The sequence below is a fragment of the Variovorax sp. LjRoot290 genome (assembly GCF_964253985.1).
Lineage (GTDB): Bacteria > Pseudomonadota > Gammaproteobacteria > Burkholderiales > Burkholderiaceae_C > Variovorax.
Map to the genome: position 1 here is coordinate 180,623 of NZ_CAXURW020000001.1, position 17,655 is coordinate 198,277.

Sequence of the window (17,655 nt, forward strand, 5' to 3'; positions counted from 1 at the left end):
TCAGCCCCGCGCCGGCAGCACCGTCCCGCGGCTCTCGCCGAAGCCGATGCGCGTATGGCCCGGCTTCTCGCACCAGCCGCGCAGCAGCACCGCATCACCGTCCTCGAGAAAGCCGCGTTGTTCGCCGTCGGCCAGCGCAATCGGCGCCTGGCCGGCGCGCGTGAGTTCGATCATCGCGCCGGCCTCGCCAGGCCCCGGGCCTGAGATGGTGCCGCTGCCGAACAGGTCGCCGGCGTTCAGGCTGCAGCCGCCCACCGTGTGGTGCGCGACCATCTGCGCAATGCTCCAGTACTGGTGTTTGAAGCTGGTGGCCGACAGGCGCGAGGGGCTGCTGCCCTCGGCGCGGGCCTTGGCGCTTTCGAGCCAGACCTCGAGCCGGATGTCGAGCGCGCCGCTCGCGCGATTGGCTTCGCTCTCCAGGTAGGCCAGCGGCTGCGGATGATCGGCCGGCCGCACCCAGGCCTGGCGGTAGGGCGCCAGCGCTTCCAGCGTCACGATCCATGGCGAGACGGTGGTCGCGAAGTTCTTGGCCAGAAAAGGGCCGAGCGGCGCCATCTCCCAGAACTGGATGTCGCGCGCCGACCAGTCGTTGAGCAGGCAGATGCCGAAGATGTGGTTCTCCGCGCGCTCGAGCGGAATCGGCGCGCCGGCCGCATTGCCCTGGCCGATGTAGATGCCGAGCTCGAGCTCGTAGTCCAGCCGCGCGCAAGGGCCGTAGGTCGGCGCTTGCGTGCCGGGCGCCATGGTCTGTCCCATCGGCCGGTGGAACTGCTGGCCGCTCACGCCGATGGTCGAGACGCGGCCGTGGTAGGCGATCGGGATCCACTGGAAGTTGGGCGTGATCGGATCGTCGGGCTTGAGCAGCCGCCCGATGTTGAGCGCATGGTCGATCGAGGTGTAGAAGTCGGTGTAGTCGCCGATGCGCGCGGGCAATGCGAACGCGGCCTCGGCCTGCGGGATCAGGCAGGCGCGCACGGCCTCGGCCACTTCCTTCGGCGCATCGTCCTTGAGCAGCGCGAACAAGCCATGGCGCAGCGCGCGCCACACGCTGGGGCCGAGCGCGAAGAAGTCGTTGAGCGCCGATTGCGCGCAGGCGCGTGCGCCATCGAGCGCCGCGCCGTCCAATTGCCGGCCCGCGGCCAGTGCCGCGAGGTCCAACACCTGGTCGCCGATGGCGACGCCGCCGCGGTAGGGCTCGCGGCTTCCGGTACGGTGGAACACCGCGAAGGGCAGGTTCTGGATCGGGAAGTCGCTGCCTTCGGCGTTGGCCGAGGCCAGCCAGCTGCGGGCGCTTGCATCGTGCGTGTGGTTGAGCGTCGTCGTCATGATGTTCATCCCACGGTGGCCATCAGCGCGTCGTCGAAGATCGCGACCGCGCGCGTCCAGCCGGCCGAGGCGCCGCGGATCTTGTGCGGAAAGCAGCTGATGAAGAAGCCATCCGCCGGCAGCGCCTCGAGGTTGTGCAGCTTTTCGAGGTGGCAGTAGCCGATGTCGCGGCCGGCCTTGTGGCCTTCCCAGATCAGCGAGGCGTCTTTCGATTCGCCGTACTTCTTGGCCGTGTGGACGAAGGGCGCATCCCAGCTCCAGGCGTCGGTGCCGGTGAGGCGCACGCCGCGCTCCAGCAGGTACATGGTCGCTTCGTAGCCCATGCCCGCGCCGGCCGAGACGTAGTCGCCGTGGCCGTAGCGCGAGCCGGCACGTGTGTTGACCACCACGATCTCCAGCGGCGTCAGCGTGTGGCCGATGCGCTTGAGCTCGGCGTCGACGTCGTCGGCCGTCACGACATAGCCGTCCTCGAAATGCCGGAAGTCCAGCTTCACGCCGGGCTGGAAGCACCATTCGAGCGGCACGTCGTGGATCGCGATCGCGGGCTTCTTCTCGCCGAGCGCCTTGTCCATGGTCGAGTGGAAGTGGTAGGGCGCATCGAGATGCGTGCCGTTGTGCGTGGAGAGCTGCACGAACTCCACGGCCCAACCTTCGCCGTCGGGCAGGTCTTCCCGCTTCAAGCCGGGGAAGAAAGGCTCGATCTGCTCGTAGGTCTGCTCGTGCGTGAAGTACTGGATCTTGGGCGCGAAGGCGGGCGGATCGGAGAGCACGTCGTTTTCGAGAAAGATCGAGAGGTCGACGAATTTGCGGGTCATGGCGGGGTTCCTTTTCTTCAGGGGTGCTGCCAGCGCAGCAGTTTCTTTTCGGCAAGGGCCAGGAGGGCATTGCTCGCGAAGCCGATCAGGCCCAGGAGCACGATGCCGGCGAAGAGCTCGCTCGCGCGAAAGGCGCGCGCCGCGAGCAGGATGGCCTGGCCCAGGCCGCTCTGCGAGGCGATCATTTCGCCGACCACGGCGACGATGAGCGAAATGGTCATCGACAAGCGCATGCCGGCCAGGATGTCGGGCATCGCGTTGGGCAGGCCTATCTTCCAGACGAAGGCCGCGCGCGGCATTTGCAGGCAGCGCGCCACTTCGGCGAGCCGCGGCTCGATGGCCGCGAAGCCGTGCACGGTGGCAAGCAGCACCGGCCACATCGCGCCGAAGGCGACGACGAAGAGCACCATGCCCGGGTTGAGGCCGAAGATCGAGATTGCGAGCGGCAGCAGCGCGGAGGCCGGCAGCGGGCGGATGAATTCCAGCGTCGGCTGCACCCAGGCGCGCACCGCGGGCGAGATGCCGATGGCGGCGCCCAGCAGCACGCCGAAGAGCGAGGCCAACAGCCAGCCTTCGAGCATGCGGCGCACGGTGGCAATGGTGAAGACCAGCAGCTCTCCGCTTCCGCTGCCGCGCAGGTTGAGGCCTTCGGCCAGACTCGCGAGCGTCGCTTCGGGCGTCGGCAGGAACACGCGGCTGACCCAGCCCGCGTTGCTTGCGGTCCACCACAGCGCGACGAGCGCCGCGAGCACCGCGGCCGAGCCGAGCCATCCGGTGAAGCGATGGCTCATTGCACGACTCCCATGCGCCGCGCCACCCAGCGCTGGAGCCGCTGCATCGCCGCGTTGATGACAAAACCCACCACGCCGATCCAGCCCAGCCAGGCCAGCATCAGCGGCGGGTCGAAGCTCTGCTGCGCGATCATCATCGCGTAGCCCATGCCGTTGGGATTGGCCGCGATCTCGACCGTGACGGCCACCACCAGCGCCACCGCCACGCCGAGCCGCAGCGCCACGAAGAGCCGCGGCACGATCGCGGGCAGCACGATCTTCCAGGCCCGCTCGCGCGCCGTGAGCCCGAGCACGCGGCTCACCTCCAAGAGGCGCGGCTCGACCTGCTGCACGGCCGACTGGACGAGGATCAGCATCGGCCAGAAGGCGGCGAAGGCGACGATGGCCAGCTCCATGCGCACGCCGAAGCCGAACATCAGCATCGAAAGCGGAATCAGCGCGACGGAGGGGATGGGACGCAGCACCTCGATAGACAGCAGGCCGAACTGCGCGGTGCGCCGCGACAAGCCCAGCACGATGCCCAGCGCAATGCCCAGCACGGCGCCGATCAGCAGGCCGAGGGCCGCGGTGCCGAGCGTGAAGCCGGTGGCCTGCCACAGAGAGCCGTCGACGGCCGCGCCGGCAAAGGCCTTGAGCGCGGCGCTCGGCGGCGCGAGCGCATCGCTGCCCTGTGCGGCGGCGCGGCGCGCATACCACTCGAAGAGGGCGAGCAGCAGGGCAGGGAAGACCCAGGGCCGCAGCAGTGACAACGCACGGCGTTCAGTCATGGCCTTGCTCGATGAAGGCAAACAGTTCGCGCCGCAAATGCAGGAACTCCGGATGCTCCTTGGTCGTGAGCTGGTCGCGCGGCCGCGGGATCTTCACATCGATCATGCGCGCCAGGCTCGGCCGCCCCGGCGCGGGATCGGCCTGCAGCGCGATCACGCGGTCGCCGAGGTAGATGGCTTCCTCGAGGTCGTGCGTGACGAAGAGCACCGTCAACCCGTCTTCGCGCACCAGGCGCGCGAGTTCGTCCTGCAGGCCCTGGCGCGTCAGCGCATCCAGCGCGCCGAAGGGCTCGTCCATCATCATCAGCTCGGGCTTCTGCGCGAGGCAGCGCGCGATCTGCGCACGCTGCTGCATGCCGCCCGAGAGCTGCACCGGAAACTTCTGCGCATGCGCCGCGAGGCCGACCTTGGCCAGCACTTCGGCGATGCGCGGCGCGCGTTCGCTCGCCGGCACGCCGGCCGCTTCGAGCGCGAGGCTCACGTTGCCCTCGACCGTGCGCCAGGGCAGAAGCGCGCGGCCGTAGTCCTGGAACACGAAGGCCACTTCGCGCGAAGGCTCGTTCATCGGCTTGCCCTTGCGCCGCACCTCGCCGGCGCTGGCGCGCACGAGGCCGCTGGCCGCGCGCAGCAGCGTGGTCTTGCCGCAGCCGCTCGGGCCCACGATGCAGACGAACTCGCCGCGCGCTACCTCGAAAGAGGTAGGCGACAGCACCTCGCGCGCGCCATAGCAAATGCGCACGCCGTCGATGGCGAGGAAATCCGGCCTCACTTCGCGACCAGCCTGGCAACGTCGATCGGGGTCTTGAGCATCTCCTGCTCCTTCATGAGGCCGACCCAGTAGGCGAGTTGCTTGTCGGTCACCACCGGGCCGGGCGGCGAGATCTGCACCTTGGCCAGCACCTCGGGCGGCAGCTTGATGTACTTGCCGATGCTCGCGCGCACCCTGGCATCGTTCTTCGGCTGCTGCATGAAGGCGCCGCCTTCCTGCACCGCCTCGCGGAAGCCGCGCGCCGCGGCCGGGTTCTTCGCCACCCATTCGCGCTTGGCCGCGTGCACGATGGTCTGGTTGCCCTCGGGCAGGAAGGTCGAGTAGTAGGAGGCCACGTAGCCCGCGCCGCTGTCGGTGATGCGGCTCATGAAAGGATCGGCCGAGACCACCGCATCGACCGAGCCGCCGCGCAGCAGGTCGGCATGCTGCGGGAACGAGGCCTCGACGAAGTTGACCTTGCGGTAGTCCACGCCCTGGTCCTTCAGGTAGGCGCGGAAGGTCACGTGCAGGAAGGCGCCGAGGCCCGGCACGCCGATCTTCTTGCCCACGCAGTCCTGCGCGCTCTTGATGCCCGAGCCCGCACGCGCCACCAGGCCGAAGCCGGTGATGGTCTTCGAAGTGAGGCCGCCGCCGGCGACCAGCACCAGGTCCATCCCGCCGTCGACCGCCTGCAGGAACACCGAAGGCGTGGGCCCGCCGAGCTGCAGCGAATCGGACTGCAGCGCAGCCGGGATGGTGGAGTTGAGCGGAATGAACTTGAGCTCGACGTCGAGGTTGCGCTTCTTGAAGTAGCCCTCTTCGGCCGCCACGAAGACCGAGGCGAAGTCGGTCACGGCCGTGTAGCCGAACACGATCTTGGTGTTGGCCTGTGCGCGCGCAGGCAGTGCCGCGGTCGCGGAGGCGGCGGCGAGCGCCGACAACAGGGTGCGTCGTTTCATCATGTCTTTTGTCTCCTGGGGGTGGGTTTCTTCTGCGAGGCCTTGGGTCGCGGCAGCGCGGCGCGCAGGCCGCCGACGATGAAGTTCACGAGCATCGGCGCCACGGCCGGATCGCTGCGCCGGTTCTCGCCGCGCGAGAGCCGCTCGATGCGGTTGTCGTTCAGGTGGTGCAGCAGCGTGCCGAGCGCGAACTGGTAGGCCCATGCGGCCTGGCCGCGCGTCGCATGCGGCAGCGCAATATGCAGCGCGTCGATATACGCCTCGGCCAGCGGATCGAAGTAGCCGCGCAGCACGCGGTCGGCTTCCTCGGTCGCGTGGTAGAGCTCGCGCGCCACCAGCAGCGCGTAGTACTCGCCTTCGGCGCTCGCGCGCAGCGCCAGCACCGGGCCGGTAAAGGCTTCGACGATGCGCGGCAGCGTCTGCGGGTCATGAGGGTCGTTGTGCACCGCGCGCAGGCCGGCCAGCCGCTCCTCGATGGTGTGGCTCCAGTGCTCGAAGATCGCGTGGAAAAGCTCGTGCTTCGGCCCGTAGTAATAGCCCACCAGCGCGAGCGGCACGCCGGCCTCGTCGGCGATCTGGCGGATCGTCACCGCGTGGTAGCCGTGCTGCGCGAACAGCTTCTCGGCCGCGAGAAGAATCGCCTGCCGGCGGTCGGGCCGAACGGAAGAAGCGCGCTGCACACGTTGAACCATGGCGGGTATTGAACAAGTGTACAAACTTGTTGAACACTCGTACAAACCCTGTGCTTTCCCGCATTGAAGCCGGGTCCACCGGCGCGTTAGGCTGCGGAGGTGACTCAAACATCCGCCCCCTTCATTCCCCAGATTCGTCTTTATCAAAACTGGCTGCGCGAGAAGCGCGGTCTGAACTTCGATTCGTACGACGCGCTGTGGCGCTGGTCGGTCAGCGATCTCGAAGCCTTCTGGCAGAGCATCTGGGATTTCAGCGGCATGCAGTCGCCCACGCCGGCGACAGCCGTGCTGGCCGATGCACACATGCCTGGCGCGCGCTGGTTTCCCGGCGCCCAGGTCAACTACACGCGCGAGGTGCTGCGCCATGCCGATGCGGCGCATGCGGCCGGCATGCCGGCGATCGTCAGCGAGAACGAGCTGGGCGAAGTGCGCGAGATGTCCTGGCCCGAGCTGCGCCGGCAGATCGCCGCCTGCGCGCTGAGCTTGCGCGAACTCGGCGTGGCACACGGTGATCGCGTGGCCGCCTACATGCCCAACGTGCCCGAGACCATGATCGCCTTCCTCGCGTGCTCGAGCATCGGCGCAGTGTGGAGCGTGTGCGCGCCCGACATGGGAACGGCCGCGGTGGTCGACCGCTTTCGCCAGATAGAGCCCAAGGTGCTGATCGCGGCCGACGGCGTGTACTACGGCGGCAAGGCGCTGGACCGCAGCGGCGTGATCGAGGAACTGCGCGCCGCATTGCCCAGCGTCCGGACGCTGGTGTTGCTGCGCACGCCATTCGCTGCGAAGCAGATCGCGGCCGAGCGCGACTGGGCCGCCGCGGTCGCGCGCGACGATGCGCAGACTGCGGCCTTCGAACCCGAGTGGCTGCCGTTCGAACATCCGATCTGGATCGTCTATTCGAGCGGCACCACCGGCCTGCCCAAGCCCATCGTGCACGGGCAGGGCGGCATCCTCGTCAACATGTACGCCTGCGGCCTGCATCACGACCTGGGCCCGAGCTACAGCGCCAACAACTTCGGCGAGCGCTACCACTGGTACAGCTCCACGGGCTGGGTGATGTGGAACTCGCAGCTCTCGGGCCTGGCCTTCGGCGCCACCATCTGCATCTACGACGGCAATCCGGCCGGCAGCAAGGAAAAGCCCGACTGGGGCGTACTCTGGCGCTTCGTCGCGCGGCACCGGGTCAGCTTCTTCGGCGCCGGCGCGGCCTATTTCGCGAGCTGCATGAAGGCCGGCGTCGAAGCCAAAGACTGCGGCGATCTCTCGCGCGTGCGTGCGCTGGGCAGCACCGGCTCGCCCTTGTCCGAGGAGGTGCAGCGCTGGGGCACGGCGCAGGTGCTCGCGGCCGGCTCGCCCGCCGTCTGGTGGTACAACATTTCGGGCGGCACGGATTTCTGCGGCGCCTTCGTCGGCGGCAACCGCGAACTGCCCGAGGTGCCGGGCCAGATGCAGTGCCGCTTTCTCGGCGCTTCGGTCGAGGCCTGGAACGAGCAGAGCCAGCCGGTGATCGGCGAGGTCGGCGAACTGGTCTGCACCCAGCCCATTCCCTCGATGCCGCTCTATTTCTGGGGCGACGAGGGCAATGCGCGCTACCTCTCCAGCTACTTCGATACCTACCCGGGTGTCTGGCGCCACGGCGACTGGATCAAGATCGGCGAAGACGGCGGCTGCATCATCTACGGCCGCAGCGATGCGACCATCAACCGCCAGGGCCTGCGCATGGGCACCAGCGAAATCTACAGCGCGGTCGAAGGCTTGCCCGAAGTGCTCGACTCGATGGTGGTCGATCTCGAGTACCTCGGCCGCGAAAGCTACATGCCGCTCTTCGTCGTGCTGCGGCCCGGCGTCGCGCTCGACGATGCGATGCGCGCGAAGATCAACCACGCGATCAAGACGCAGCTCTCGCCGCGCTTCCTGCCCAACGACATCTTCCAGGTGGCCGAGATTCCGCGCACCCTCTCGGGCAAGAAGCAGGAGCTGCCGATCAAGAAGCTGCTGCTGGGCCAGCCGATCGAGAAGGTGGTGAACCGTGAAGCCATGGCCAATCCGGGCAGCCTCGAGTGGTACGTGGCCTTCGCCGCGCGGCATGCGCAAGCGCGGAATGCCGAAATAGGACATTGATGCCGCAGCGCAGCAAATGACAGCCGGGCGTGCTAAGGTCGCGTGACCTAGGGTTAACCCCTAATTCGCGACCGCACCGCCATGTCCGCACCCTCCCTGCCTTCTTCCGCCTCTGCGCCCGGCTTCGTGCGCGCGATGCTCGCGCTCGGCGTCGGCGGCTTCGCCATCGGGACCGGCGAATTCGTCATCATGGGCCTCCTGCCCGAGGTGGCGCGCGACATCGGCACGAGCATTCCGCAGGCCGGCCACGTGATCAGCGCCTATGCGCTGGGCGTGGTGATCGGGGCGCCGGTGCTCGCGGTGCTGGCCGCCGGCTGGCGCCGGCGCGCGCTGCTCATCGCCTTGATGGCGGTGTTCGCGCTCGGCAATTTCGCCAGCGCCCTCGCGCCCGGGTACCTGTCGCTCAATCTGCTGCGCTTCGCGAGCGGCCTGCCGCATGGCACCTACTTCGGCGTCGCAGCGCTGGTGGCGGCCGCGCTGGCGCCGCCGGACCGCCGCGCACGCGCCGTCGGCCTGGTGATGCTGGGACTCACGGGCGCCACGCTGGTCGGCGTGCCCATCGCGGCCTGGCTGGGCCAGCTCTTCGGCTGGCGCGCCGCCTTCGTCTTCGTCGGCCTGATCGCCGTGCTCGCGATGGTGATGCTGCGCCGCGACCTGCCGGACCTGGCCGCGCCCTCGGGCGCCAGCCCGCTGCGCGAACTGGGGGCGCTCAAGCGCAAGCAGGTCTGGCTTACCTTGGGCATCGGCGCGATCGGCTTCGGCGGCATGTTCTCGGTGTTCAGCTACATCAAGCCCACGCTCACCGAAGTGGCGGGTCTGCCCGTGGCCGGCGTGCCGCTGGTGCTCGCGCTGTTCGGCTTCGGCATGGTGGGCGGCAACCTGGTCGGCTCCCGGCTCGCCGACAGGGCGCTGATGCCCACCATCGGCGGCCTGCTGGTCTGGGCGGCGCTGGTGCTGACCACCTTCAGCTTCGCCGCGCATCACGTGGCGACCGCGGCGCTCAACGTGTTCCTGATCGGCACCATCGTTGCCATCGGCCCGGCGCTGCAGATCCGGCTCATGGACGTGGCCGGCGATGCGCAGACGCTGGCCGCCGCGCTCAATCATTCGGCTTTCAACACGGCGAATGCCCTGGGCGCCTGGCTCGGCGGCGCCGCCATCACGGCCGGCCTGGGCTGGACCTCGACCGGCTGGGTGGGCGCCTTGCTCGCGCTGGCGGGGCTTGGCGTGTTCGCCTGGTCGCTGGCGAGCGAGCGCGGCAGCTTGCGCGCGGTCGCTGCGAGCGCGGGCCGCTGATCCCGTCCCGCGGAGTGGGACGCGGCGGTTGCCCGTCTCGCTGATCTTCCGTCTGCGTCTTGGCCCGTGGGCAGGGCGCGTTCCAGAATGTGCACGCACGGAGACAAGCATGTACATCAGCGAACAACTGCTCAACCCCGACGAGCGCCGCCTGCGTTTGTCGACCCAGCTTGGCGTCGAGCACGTGGTGCTCGACAACCGCGGCACCGAGCTGGTCTCGGCCCGCGGCGGCGTGAGCGAATGGGACGCGAGGAAGCTGGCCGACTACCGCCAATGGGTCGAGGGTTTCGGCCTCGAGCTCGACGTGTTTGCGCTCGATGTCGGCTCCATCCTGCTCGATTCGCTGGTCGACCTCGAAGGCGCGAAGAAGCAGCGCGCCACGCTGGCTGCGAACATCCGCAAGGCGGCCGATGCCGGCATCGGCTGCCTCAAGTACAACGTCCAGATGGTGGGCATCACGCGCACCGGCCTCAAGCCGGGACGCGGCGGCGCGCAGAACTCCGGCTTCGTCCACGCCGAGTACTCGGCGGAGGACGACCGCAAGCATTCGTACTGGGGCGTGGGCTATCCCACAAGACAAGTCAGCCCCCAGGCGTCGGACATACCGACGACGCCCCCCGAGGGGGGCGCGCCGCCTGGGGGCGGCCCGGCGCCGGCGCGGGACGAAGGCGATGCCGAGGCTGCGATGCTCTGCGGGCAGAAGCTGGCGCGCGAGGTGCCGCCGGTCAGCGAGAAGGCCGGCTGGGATGCGATCGAGTTCCTGGTCGAGGGCCTGGTGCCTGCGGCCGACGAAGCCGGCGTGCGGCTGGCCTGCCATCCGCACGACCCGGCCTATCCGGTGGGCGGCTTGAACGGCATCGAGCACGTGGTCGGCTCGGCCGACGGCATTCGCAAGTTTCTTGCGCTGAGCCCGAGCCCGAACCACGGCCTCAACTTCTGCCAGGGCACGGTGGCCGAGATGTTCAGGGAGCCGGGCAAGCACATGATCCCGGTGATCGAGGAGTTCGCCTCCACCGGCCGCATCTTCATGGTCCATTTCCGCAACATCCGCGGCGGGTACCTCGATTTCCAGGAGGTGTTTCCGGACGAGGGCGACGTTGACATGTTCGAGGCCGTCAGGGCCTACCAGCGCGGCGGCTACAAGGGGCCGCTGTGCCCCGACCATGTGCCGGTGTCCGATCTCGACGAGAACCGCGAGCGCTTCATGGCCTTCGCGCTGGGCTACGCGCGCGGACTGCTGCAGGCAGCGGGAGTCGGTCAGGGCGCGTAGCGGTTGACGACGATGCCGCAGTCGTAGGAGGCCGAGCCGATCAGCTGGAGCTGCGGGCCTTCGGTGTGTGCGTCCTCGAAGATCGAACGCCCGTTGCCGACGGCCGTCGGATTCACGAAGAACTGGAACTCGTCCACCAGGCCCGCGGCAACGAGCGAAGACGCGAAGCCGACGCCGCCGAAGGCGATGATGTTGCGGCCGGGCCGGCGCTTCAGCGCATTCACCTCGTCGACCATGCTGCCGCGGACGATCTCGGTGCGATCCCACTTCGATGCCTTGAGCTTGCTCGTGAGAACGACCTTGTTCGTCTCGACGATCTTTCGTGCGAAGGCGTAGTGCGGATCCGCAGGATGGTTCTGCGCCACGCGGCCCCAGTGGTCGAGATAGCCTTCCTCGACCATCTTGCGGCCGAGCAGGATGCAGTCGATCGATTCGAAGACGGCGTTGAAGTCGCGCTTGAGCTCGTCGTCCCAGTTCCAGTCCTCGCCCCAGTTCCAGACCTGCCAGTCGAGCGCCGGACTGGCGGCGGCGACATAGCCGTCCAGCGACATCTGCATCTGCAGGATGAGTTTTCTCATGCCGGTCTCCTTGAACTACTGATTGCGAAATGCAAGCAGTTGCAGTATCGGCAGACCGATACGAAAATGCAAGCAGTCTTTGAAAGAAAGCAATGGCCATCCAGCAGCGCTCGCTTTGTCCGATCAATCTCGCGCTCGAAATCTTCGGCGACAAGTGGAGCCTCCTGATCGTTCGCGACCTGATGTTCGCCGGCAAGCGGCACTACCGGGAGCTGCTGCAGTCGGAAGAGGGCATCTCTTCGAACATCCTGGCCGAGCGCCTGGGCAAGCTGGTGGAGGCCGGAATCCTCACGAAGGAGGAGGACCCGAGCCACAAGCAGAAGGCGATCTACAGCCTGACGCCGATGGGCGTCGATCTGCTGCCGGTGCTCGCGAACATCGGCATCTGGGGGCGCAAGTACCTTCCGGTCACCAAGGAGAGCGGCGCGAACGCGGCCGCGCTCGAGAAGGGCGGGCCCGCCCTCTGGAAGCAGATGCGCTCAGAACTGCGCCGCACGCATTCGGGCCACGGCGCCTAGCGCGGCCGGGGAACTCACAGCCAGTTCCCGCCTTGCGGCATCTGGATGGTGGTGGCCGGATCGCCGCCACTGAAGAGCGCATCGAAGAGGATGCTCAGCAGCGAGACGAAGATGCTCGCGAACAGCGCGGTCCAGAAGCCGGAGACCTTGAAGCCCTTCACCAGCGCCGCCACCAGCAGCAGCACCAGTGCGTTGATCACCAGCAGGAACAGGCCGAAGGTGAGCAGGGTCAGCGGCAGCGTGAGCACGATCAGGAGCGGCTTGACGATCGCGTTGGCAAAGCCCAGCAGCAGCGCGGAGACCACCAGCGCCGAGGTGCTTTCGAACGTGATGCCGCGGAAGATGTGGCTCGCCACCCAGAGGGAGAAGGCGGTGATGGCCCAGTGGAGGAGAAAGGGCGCCAGGTTGTTCAGCATCTTGCGGATCATATCGGCGCCCCATCCGCGAGCGGGTCTCACATGCCGGGACGAGCGCGCCGGTGCAGCGCCGGCCGGCCTTGCGACGAGGGCATGGATCACGAGAATGAAAACACATTCGAAAACGGTGATTCCGCGCACCCAAGGAGACAGAGACATGCTCAGCAAGCGATCCTTTTTCATCGCCGGCGCGTTGGCCGGCCTGCTTGCGCTGCCCTTCGCAGCGCAGGCGCAGGACGACTATCCGAGCAGGCCGGTGCGGGTGCTCGTCCCGTTCCCGGCCGGCGGGACCAGCGACATCATGGGCCGCCTGATCGCCGAGGAACTCGGCAAGCAGCTCAAGCAGCCCTTCGTGGTCGACAACAAGGGCGGCGCCGGCGGCACCATCGGCACGGCCGAGGCGGCGCGCGCCGCGTCCGACGGCTACACGCTGCTGCTCTCGGGCATCGGCAGCAACGCGATCGCGCACGGCTTCACGCCCAAGCCGAGCTACGACTCCGCGCGCGACTTCATCCAGATCTCGCAGCTCGCCGCGGGGCCGAACGTGCTGGTGGTGCATCCGAGTTTTCCGGCCAAGACCTTCAAGGAGTTCATCGCCTGGGTCAAGGCCAACCCGGGCAAGTTCAGCTACGGGCAGGTCAGTTCGTCCTCGGGGCATCTCACGACCGAGTACCTGAAGCAGACCGCGGGGCTCGACATGGTCGGCATCCCCTACAAGGGCGGTGCGCCGGCGCTCAACGACGTGCTGGCCAACCAGATCCCCGGCATGTTCACCAACCAGGACGCGGTGCTGCAGCACGTCAAGGCCGGCAAGCTGCGCGCATTGGTCGTCACCGGCGCCGAGCGCAACCCGCTCTACCCCGATGTGCCCACCGTGGCCGAATCGGGCTACCCGGGCTTCACGGCCGTGTCGTGGACCGGCCTGTCGGCGCCCAAGGGCACGCCCAAGGCGGTGGTCGACAAGCTCGAGGCCGCGATGGTCACGGCCTTCTCGCAGCCCGCCGTGCGCGCCAAGCTCGAAGGCAATGGCTTCGTGGTGGTGGCTTCGAAGTCGAGCGACTACAGCGAGTTCGTGAAGAAGGAAATCGAGCGCTGGTCCAAGGTGATTCACACCGCCGGCATCAAGGCCGACTGAATTGCAGCAAGGTCATTCCGCAGACAGACAGGAGTTTCAAGTGAGCACCGAACAAAGCGTTTCCTATGCCCGCCAGGCCGTCGGCGAGCGCACCGCCGCCGATGCGGCCGACCGCATCGACTGGGTCAAGCTGTCGCTGATCTACCTGCCGCTGGCCGTGCCGGTCAGCGATGCCAAGGTGCTCACCGGCCGGCAGAAGCCGCTGACTGAGATCGCCTTCATCTTCGCCGAGCTCCGCACGCGCGACGGCCATGAAGGCATCGGCTTCGGCTACTCCAAGCGCGCCGGCGGCCCCGGCATGTATGCCCATGCGAAGGAGCTGGCGCCCAACCTGCTGGGCGAGGACCCGAACGACATCGCCAGGCTCTTCACCCATCTGCTGTGGGCTGGCGCCTCGATGGGCCGCAGCGGCCTGACCACGCAGGCCATCGCGCCCTTCGACATCGCGCTGTGGGACCTGAAGGCCAAGCGCGCCGGGCTGCCGCTGGCCAAGCTGCTGGGCGCGCAGCGCAACTCGGTCCAGTGCTACAACACCTCGGGCGGCTACCTGCACACACCGCTCGAACAGGTACTCAAGAACGTCGGGATCTCGCGCGAGAGCGGCATCGGCGGCATCAAGATCAAGGTCGGCCAGCCCGATATCGCGACAGACCTGAAGCGCGTCGCGGCCGTGCGCGAACTGCTGGGCCCCGACTTCCACCTGATGGTCGACGCCAACCAGCAATGGGACCGCACCACGGCCCAGCGCGTGGGCCGCCGCCTCGAAGCACACAACCTCACCTGGATCGAAGAGCCGCTGGATGCCTACGACATCGAAGGCCATGCCGCGCTCGCCGCCTCGCTCGACACGCCGATCGCCACCGGCGAGATGCTCACCAGCTTCAGCGAGCATGCGCAGCTGATCATGGGCAACGCGAGCGACTTCGTGCAGCCCGATGCGCCGCGCGTGGGCGGCATCACGCCCTTCCTGCAGATCATGCAGCTCGCCGACTTCAAGGGCCGCAAGCTCGCGCCGCATTTCGCGATGGAGATCCACCTGCACCTGGCCGCGGCCTATCCGCAGGAGCCCTGGCTGGAACACTTCGAATGGCTGGAGCCGATGTTCAACGAACGCCTGCAGCTGAGGGACGGCCGCATGTGGGTGCCGGACCGGCCGGGCCTGGGCTTCAGCCTCAGCGAGCAGGCGCTGGCCTGGACGGCGGACAGCGCGGAGTTCGGCAAGCGGCCCTGAGCGCTTGCGTTCGCCCCGGCGCTACTCGTTCGCGTCGGCGGACGGCGCCGGGCGCGAGAAAAGGCGCCGCACCCACGACTCCGAGCGCGAAAGCTTCGCCTTGGCGGCAGCGGCTTCCCGCCCGTTGTAGTAGGCCTCGCGCTCGGCCCGGAGCACCGAAGCGAGGGCCGCGAGATTCGTCGGGTTGTATTCCCACAGCCCGGCGACCACGAAGTGGCCCATGTGCTCGGCGTCGGGCTTGGGCGTGATCATGATGTGGCCGGCGCCGATGCTCTGCAGAAACGCGGAGCGCGCGCCGGCGAGCCGCATGCCGTCGCCGTAGCCTTCGATCTGGCGGCTCAGCGAAAGGCTGATCGCCTGCACGGAGGTGAAGTTCTCGGCGACGAACATCACCATCTCGACCAGCGCGAGCTTGCTGATTTCCAGCTTCTGCTGGCTGACGAGGATCGATGGCGTGAAGTGCTCGATGTGGACCTCGGTGCCTTCGCGGTTCACGGGAACCGGATCCAGGATGCCGATATGTGTCGAGCCGTCGAACAGGTGCATGGGAGCGCCGAGCACGTAGGGGCTCGATTCGGGCCCCGTGATTCGCAGTTTCGCTGTGCTCATGATTCCCTTGCGTGCCTTCGACTTTAGACGCGAGTGCCTCTTCGCGGGCTCTCTTTGTCGCCGATTTCGGCAATTTTGTGACTATTTGGCGATCATGGAGGGCACCGGGGGGCCTCGTCTTCCGCCATACGGCCTATGGCGCCGGGTCGCGCTTGCGCATACCGGCGGTAGCATGTCTACCTTTTGCTTACTTTGTGTAACGGTTTGTACTCTATACCCCACTCCTGGGGTTCGAGAGGCAGATACAACTTGCGTCGTAGCTGAGCAAGTGGAGTAATGCGCAGGCCGGCGAGATTTCGCGACGCTTGCCGGCTCCCCAACACTTCAAGGACACGGTCATGCAACTCTCCGAACTCGAGGAATATCAGGACCAACTCGTGCTGCACCTGGAAGCGTCCGGCCTGAACGTGAGCTTCGGCGACGATCTGGCGGTGCTGCTGAAGACCTATGAAGTCGCCACGGGCACCGGCTACGTCCAGCTTCCTTTCGTTCTGGAAGATCCGAAAGACTTCAATCCCTACAACTTCTGGGTCTGCTTCGACGACGGCAACGCACCCGTGGCGCTGACCGGCTTCCGGACCATGCAGAACAGCGGCGAGACCCGGCGTGTCGGAGAGGCCTACAGCCGGGGCGCGCTCTACCGCCCCAAGAAGCCCGAAGGCTGGTTTCCGGACAGCGGCCCCGAGCTCAGGCCGCACGCGTTGTACGGCTACATCGGCGCCGGCTGGGTGCATCCCCGCTTCCGCGGCCACAATCTCGCCGGCTTCATCGCCCGCATCGCGCAGTCCGAAGCGCTGATGCGGACCCGGGGAACGCTGTCGATGTCGACGGCGATGACTGCGGAGGCGCTGTTCCGCTCCGGCATGAACCTGCGGGCCAGCGGCCTGCATCACCTGCACGTCGAGCAGGTGCTCGGCGGCTACCTAGCCATCGCGGACCACGACATGAAGCTCTTCCTGTCGTACAGCACCGGTACCGAGCTGATGAGCTTTTACGAGCGCGAGCTGGCCATGCTTCGCGAGGGCGAGGTCATCCCCTGGCTGCACGAACACGACAAGGCGTCGGCCGAGGAAGTGATCGCCGCCGTCCCGCAACGCACCAGCGAAGAGGTGCCCGTCAGTACCATGGCCGGCCTGCTGGCCTGAAAGAAGTCAGGGCTCACTTTCAAGCGCGAAGCGCAGGCTGAAGGCCGCGCAGAATTCCCGCGTCCCGCTGATCGACAGCGTGACCGTGCGCCAGCCGGCTTCCTGCGTGTCCTGCAGGTCGTAGTCCCAGTCGCCGCCGTCGCCCACCGGGCCGCGGCGATCCGGAAAGCTGGCGCTCGCCCAGTCGAGCACCAGGGCGATCTCGGCATCCACGTCTGCCGCCCGATCCGGCGCCGTGGAGGCCATCGCGTCGAAGACACCGATGCCCTGTGTGTCCTCGCTGTACTCGAAATCCAGGTAGTTCAGCGTCATGGCGCCTCCAGCAGGTGGCGCAGCATGAGCTGCGCATTGGAAGGCAGGTCTTCGCGGCGGCGCACGCAGACCATCAGGTTGCGCACGGCCCAGTCGTCGGTGAGCGCGATGCGCGCGATCTTCATCGACCTGGCGCAGCGCGCGGCCACCGTCTGCGGCACGATGCCGACGCCGATCCCTTGTTCGACCATGCGGCAGACCGCTTCGAGGTGGCGCACGCGCACGCGGTAGGCAAGCCGCCGGCCCAGGCGCTTCGCGTGGTGCGAGACGAGTTCCTGCAGCGGGCTGCTGCCGGTCAGGCCGACGAACTCGCGGTCCACCATGTCGCGCAGCGCCGCCCGGCGCCGCTTCGCCAGCGCGTCGCCGCGCCGCACCACCAGCACGAGGTGGTCCTCCCTGAAGACGAAGCTCTCCAGGCCGGCCAGGTCCACCGCGTCCGAGACGATGCCGATGTCGCCGAGCTCGCTGCGCAGCGCCTCGACGATGTCATGGCTGGCGCGCTCTTCCAGGTCGACCGAGATGCGCGGATGGAGCGCCAGGAAGCTGCTCAACGCCTCGTGCAGATGCTCCGTGAGGGCCGAGGTATTGCACAGCAGCCGCACATGGCCCTTGAGCCCCGCCCCGTATTCGCCCAGTTCGCCGTGCATCCGCTCCATCTGCAGCAGCACGGCGCGCGCATGGTGCAGCAAGGTCCGACCGGCCTCCGTCGGCTCCACGCCGCGCGGGTCGCGCACCAGCAGCGCGACGCCGAGTTCGGCCTCCATGCCGCGCACGCGCTCGCTGGCCGAGGCCAGCGTCATGTGCGTGCGCTCCGCGCCGCCGGTGATCGTGCCGGCCTGGACGACGTTCTGGAAAAGCCGCAAGTCGGTGAGGTCGAAGCGCATGGCATCACCGTATCACGCAGCCCTCAGCCGCTGCCTGAG

General features: G+C 67.7%; 19 protein-coding genes. 7 read left to right on the top strand and 12 right to left on the bottom strand.

Annotated features, from left to right (window positions below; translation table 11 throughout):
* The 7 genes from fahA to ACSQ9A_RS01000 are packed head-to-tail and all read right to left on the bottom strand — an operon-like array spanning window position 1 to window position 6,098.
* Window positions 1–1,326 carry a fumarylacetoacetase gene (gene fahA / locus ACSQ9A_RS00970; RefSeq protein ID WP_436302367.1) on the bottom strand — a complete coding sequence of 442 codons (1,326 nt, stop codon included), beginning with the start codon at window positions 1,324–1,326 and terminating at the stop codon, window positions 1–3.
* A gap of 5 nt (window positions 1,327–1,331) precedes the next feature.
* Window positions 1,332–2,141: a cyclase family protein gene (locus ACSQ9A_RS00975; RefSeq protein WP_436302368.1), complete on the bottom strand. Its 810-nt coding sequence runs from the start codon at window positions 2,139–2,141 to the stop codon at window positions 1,332–1,334.
* A gap of 17 nt (window positions 2,142–2,158) precedes the next feature.
* Window positions 2,159–2,932: an ABC transporter permease gene (locus tag ACSQ9A_RS00980; protein ID WP_093104487.1), complete on the bottom strand. Its 774-nt coding sequence runs from the start codon at window positions 2,930–2,932 to the stop codon at window positions 2,159–2,161.
* Window positions 2,929–3,699, bottom strand: a complete 771-nt coding sequence (locus ACSQ9A_RS00985) for an ABC transporter permease (RefSeq protein ID WP_436302369.1) — start codon at window positions 3,697–3,699, stop codon at window positions 2,929–2,931. Before ACSQ9A_RS00985 ends, ACSQ9A_RS00980 begins: the two co-directional genes overlap by 4 nt.
* Window positions 3,692–4,468: an ABC transporter ATP-binding protein gene (locus tag ACSQ9A_RS00990; RefSeq protein WP_093104483.1), complete on the bottom strand. Its 777-nt coding sequence runs from the start codon at window positions 4,466–4,468 to the stop codon at window positions 3,692–3,694. The genes ACSQ9A_RS00985 and ACSQ9A_RS00990 overlap by 8 nt, the downstream gene beginning before the upstream one ends.
* Entirely contained in the window at window positions 4,465–5,409 is a 945-nt protein-coding gene (locus ACSQ9A_RS00995; protein ID WP_436302370.1) for an ABC transporter substrate-binding protein, read from the bottom strand. The genes ACSQ9A_RS00990 and ACSQ9A_RS00995 overlap by 4 nt, the downstream gene beginning before the upstream one ends.
* On the bottom strand, window positions 5,406–6,098 hold the full coding sequence (locus tag ACSQ9A_RS01000) for a TetR/AcrR family transcriptional regulator (protein ID WP_436302371.1): 693 nt from the start codon (window positions 6,096–6,098) through the stop codon (window positions 5,406–5,408). The genes ACSQ9A_RS00995 and ACSQ9A_RS01000 overlap by 4 nt, the downstream gene beginning before the upstream one ends.
* A 99-nt stretch (window positions 6,099–6,197) precedes the next feature.
* Here ACSQ9A_RS01000 and ACSQ9A_RS01005 point away from each other — a divergent pair, with 99 nt between their 5' ends.
* The 3 genes from ACSQ9A_RS01005 (at window position 6,198) to ACSQ9A_RS01015 (ending at window position 10,788) form a co-directional block, all read left to right on the top strand.
* Window positions 6,198–8,222: an acetoacetate--CoA ligase gene (locus ACSQ9A_RS01005; protein WP_436302372.1), complete on the top strand. Its 2,025-nt coding sequence runs from the start codon at window positions 6,198–6,200 to the stop codon at window positions 8,220–8,222.
* Window positions 8,223–8,303: 81 nt separating this feature from the next.
* Window positions 8,304–9,518 (top strand): MFS transporter, encoded by a 1,215-nt coding sequence (locus ACSQ9A_RS01010; RefSeq protein ID WP_436302373.1) that lies wholly within the window; start codon window positions 8,304–8,306, stop codon window positions 9,516–9,518.
* Window positions 9,519–9,627: 109 nt separating this feature from the next.
* On the top strand, window positions 9,628–10,788 hold the full coding sequence (locus ACSQ9A_RS01015; RefSeq protein WP_436302374.1) for a mannonate dehydratase: 1,161 nt from the start codon (window positions 9,628–9,630) through the stop codon (window positions 10,786–10,788).
* Here the strand turns inward: ACSQ9A_RS01015 and ACSQ9A_RS01020 are convergent.
* A complete protein-coding gene (locus ACSQ9A_RS01020; RefSeq protein WP_436302375.1) occupies window positions 10,776–11,366 on the bottom strand; it encodes a dihydrofolate reductase family protein in 591 nt (196 codons plus the stop codon). The genes ACSQ9A_RS01015 and ACSQ9A_RS01020 overlap by 13 nt on opposite strands.
* Before the next feature lie 92 nt (window positions 11,367–11,458).
* Here ACSQ9A_RS01020 and ACSQ9A_RS01025 point away from each other — a divergent pair, with 92 nt between their 5' ends.
* Window positions 11,459–11,884, top strand: a complete 426-nt coding sequence (locus ACSQ9A_RS01025; RefSeq protein WP_093104475.1) for a winged helix-turn-helix transcriptional regulator — start codon at window positions 11,459–11,461, stop codon at window positions 11,882–11,884.
* Window positions 11,885–11,898: 14 nt separating this feature from the next.
* Here the strand turns inward: ACSQ9A_RS01025 and ACSQ9A_RS01030 are convergent, their stop codons facing one another.
* Complete coding sequence (locus ACSQ9A_RS01030) at window positions 11,899–12,300, bottom strand: phage holin family protein (protein WP_093104696.1); 402 nt, start codon at window positions 12,298–12,300, stop codon at window positions 11,899–11,901.
* Between the two features lie 157 nt (window positions 12,301–12,457).
* Between ACSQ9A_RS01030 and ACSQ9A_RS01035 the strand changes: the two genes are divergently transcribed.
* Together ACSQ9A_RS01035 and ACSQ9A_RS01040 are read left to right on the top strand one after the other, a co-directional pair.
* A complete protein-coding gene (locus ACSQ9A_RS01035; protein WP_436302376.1) occupies window positions 12,458–13,435 on the top strand; it encodes a Bug family tripartite tricarboxylate transporter substrate binding protein in 978 nt (325 codons plus the stop codon).
* 115 nt (window positions 13,436–13,550) lie between these two features.
* Window positions 13,551–14,666 (top strand): L-talarate/galactarate dehydratase, encoded by a 1,116-nt coding sequence (locus ACSQ9A_RS01040; RefSeq protein WP_436306233.1) that lies wholly within the window; start codon window positions 13,551–13,553, stop codon window positions 14,664–14,666.
* A 21-nt stretch (window positions 14,667–14,687) separates the two neighbouring features.
* Here the strand turns inward: ACSQ9A_RS01040 and ACSQ9A_RS01045 are convergent, their stop codons facing one another.
* On the bottom strand, window positions 14,688–15,275 hold the full coding sequence (locus tag ACSQ9A_RS01045) for a hypothetical protein (RefSeq protein ID WP_436302377.1): 588 nt from the start codon (window positions 15,273–15,275) through the stop codon (window positions 14,688–14,690).
* Between the two features lie 338 nt (window positions 15,276–15,613).
* On the opposite strand from ACSQ9A_RS01045, the gene ACSQ9A_RS01050 reads away from it, so the two are divergent.
* Entirely contained in the window at window positions 15,614–16,420 is an 807-nt protein-coding gene (locus tag ACSQ9A_RS01050) for a hypothetical protein (RefSeq protein WP_436302378.1), read from the top strand.
* 6 nt (window positions 16,421–16,426) lie between these two features.
* Here the strand turns inward: ACSQ9A_RS01050 and ACSQ9A_RS01055 are convergent, their stop codons facing one another.
* Together ACSQ9A_RS01055 and ACSQ9A_RS01060 are read right to left on the bottom strand one after the other, a co-directional pair.
* Window positions 16,427–16,732, bottom strand: a complete 306-nt coding sequence (locus ACSQ9A_RS01055) for a hypothetical protein (protein WP_436302379.1) — start codon at window positions 16,730–16,732, stop codon at window positions 16,427–16,429.
* Window positions 16,729–17,616, bottom strand: coding sequence for a LysR substrate-binding domain-containing protein (locus tag ACSQ9A_RS01060; RefSeq protein ID WP_436302380.1), 888 nt, complete (start codon window positions 17,614–17,616; stop codon window positions 16,729–16,731). The genes ACSQ9A_RS01055 and ACSQ9A_RS01060 overlap by 4 nt, the downstream gene beginning before the upstream one ends.
* Between the last annotated feature and the right edge of the window lie 39 nt (window positions 17,617–17,655).

What these genes read in the sequence shown, in the direction of transcription:
- fahA (WP_436302367.1), bottom strand. Translation starts at nt 1,326, where the DNA reads ATGACGACGACGCTCAACCACACGCACGATGCAAGCGCCCGCAGCTGG.
- ACSQ9A_RS00975 (WP_436302368.1), bottom strand. Translation starts at nt 2,141, where the DNA reads ATGACCCGCAAATTCGTCGACCTCTCGATCTTTCTCGAAAACGACGTG.
- ACSQ9A_RS00980 (WP_093104487.1), bottom strand. Translation starts at nt 2,932, where the DNA reads ATGAGCCATCGCTTCACCGGATGGCTCGGCTCGGCCGCGGTGCTCGCG.
- ACSQ9A_RS00985 (WP_436302369.1), bottom strand. Translation starts at nt 3,699, where the DNA reads ATGACTGAACGCCGTGCGTTGTCACTGCTGCGGCCCTGGGTCTTCCCT.
- ACSQ9A_RS00995 (WP_436302370.1), bottom strand. Translation starts at nt 5,409, where the DNA reads ATGATGAAACGACGCACCCTGTTGTCGGCGCTCGCCGCCGCCTCCGCG.
- ACSQ9A_RS01000 (WP_436302371.1), bottom strand. Translation starts at nt 6,098, where the DNA reads ATGGTTCAACGTGTGCAGCGCGCTTCTTCCGTTCGGCCCGACCGCCGG.
- ACSQ9A_RS01010 (WP_436302373.1), top strand. Translation starts at nt 8,304, where the DNA reads ATGTCCGCACCCTCCCTGCCTTCTTCCGCCTCTGCGCCCGGCTTCGTG.
- ACSQ9A_RS01015 (WP_436302374.1), top strand. Translation starts at nt 9,628, where the DNA reads ATGTACATCAGCGAACAACTGCTCAACCCCGACGAGCGCCGCCTGCGT.
- ACSQ9A_RS01020 (WP_436302375.1), bottom strand. Translation starts at nt 11,366, where the DNA reads ATGAGAAAACTCATCCTGCAGATGCAGATGTCGCTGGACGGCTATGTC.
- ACSQ9A_RS01025 (WP_093104475.1), top strand. Translation starts at nt 11,459, where the DNA reads ATGGCCATCCAGCAGCGCTCGCTTTGTCCGATCAATCTCGCGCTCGAA.
- ACSQ9A_RS01030 (WP_093104696.1), bottom strand. Translation starts at nt 12,300, where the DNA reads ATGCTGAACAACCTGGCGCCCTTTCTCCTCCACTGGGCCATCACCGCC.
- ACSQ9A_RS01035 (WP_436302376.1), top strand. Translation starts at nt 12,458, where the DNA reads ATGCTCAGCAAGCGATCCTTTTTCATCGCCGGCGCGTTGGCCGGCCTG.
- ACSQ9A_RS01045 (WP_436302377.1), bottom strand. Translation starts at nt 15,275, where the DNA reads ATGAGCACAGCGAAACTGCGAATCACGGGGCCCGAATCGAGCCCCTAC.
- ACSQ9A_RS01050 (WP_436302378.1), top strand. Translation starts at nt 15,614, where the DNA reads ATGCAACTCTCCGAACTCGAGGAATATCAGGACCAACTCGTGCTGCAC.
- ACSQ9A_RS01055 (WP_436302379.1), bottom strand. Translation starts at nt 16,732, where the DNA reads ATGACGCTGAACTACCTGGATTTCGAGTACAGCGAGGACACACAGGGC.
- ACSQ9A_RS01060 (WP_436302380.1), bottom strand. Translation starts at nt 17,616, where the DNA reads ATGCGCTTCGACCTCACCGACTTGCGGCTTTTCCAGAACGTCGTCCAG.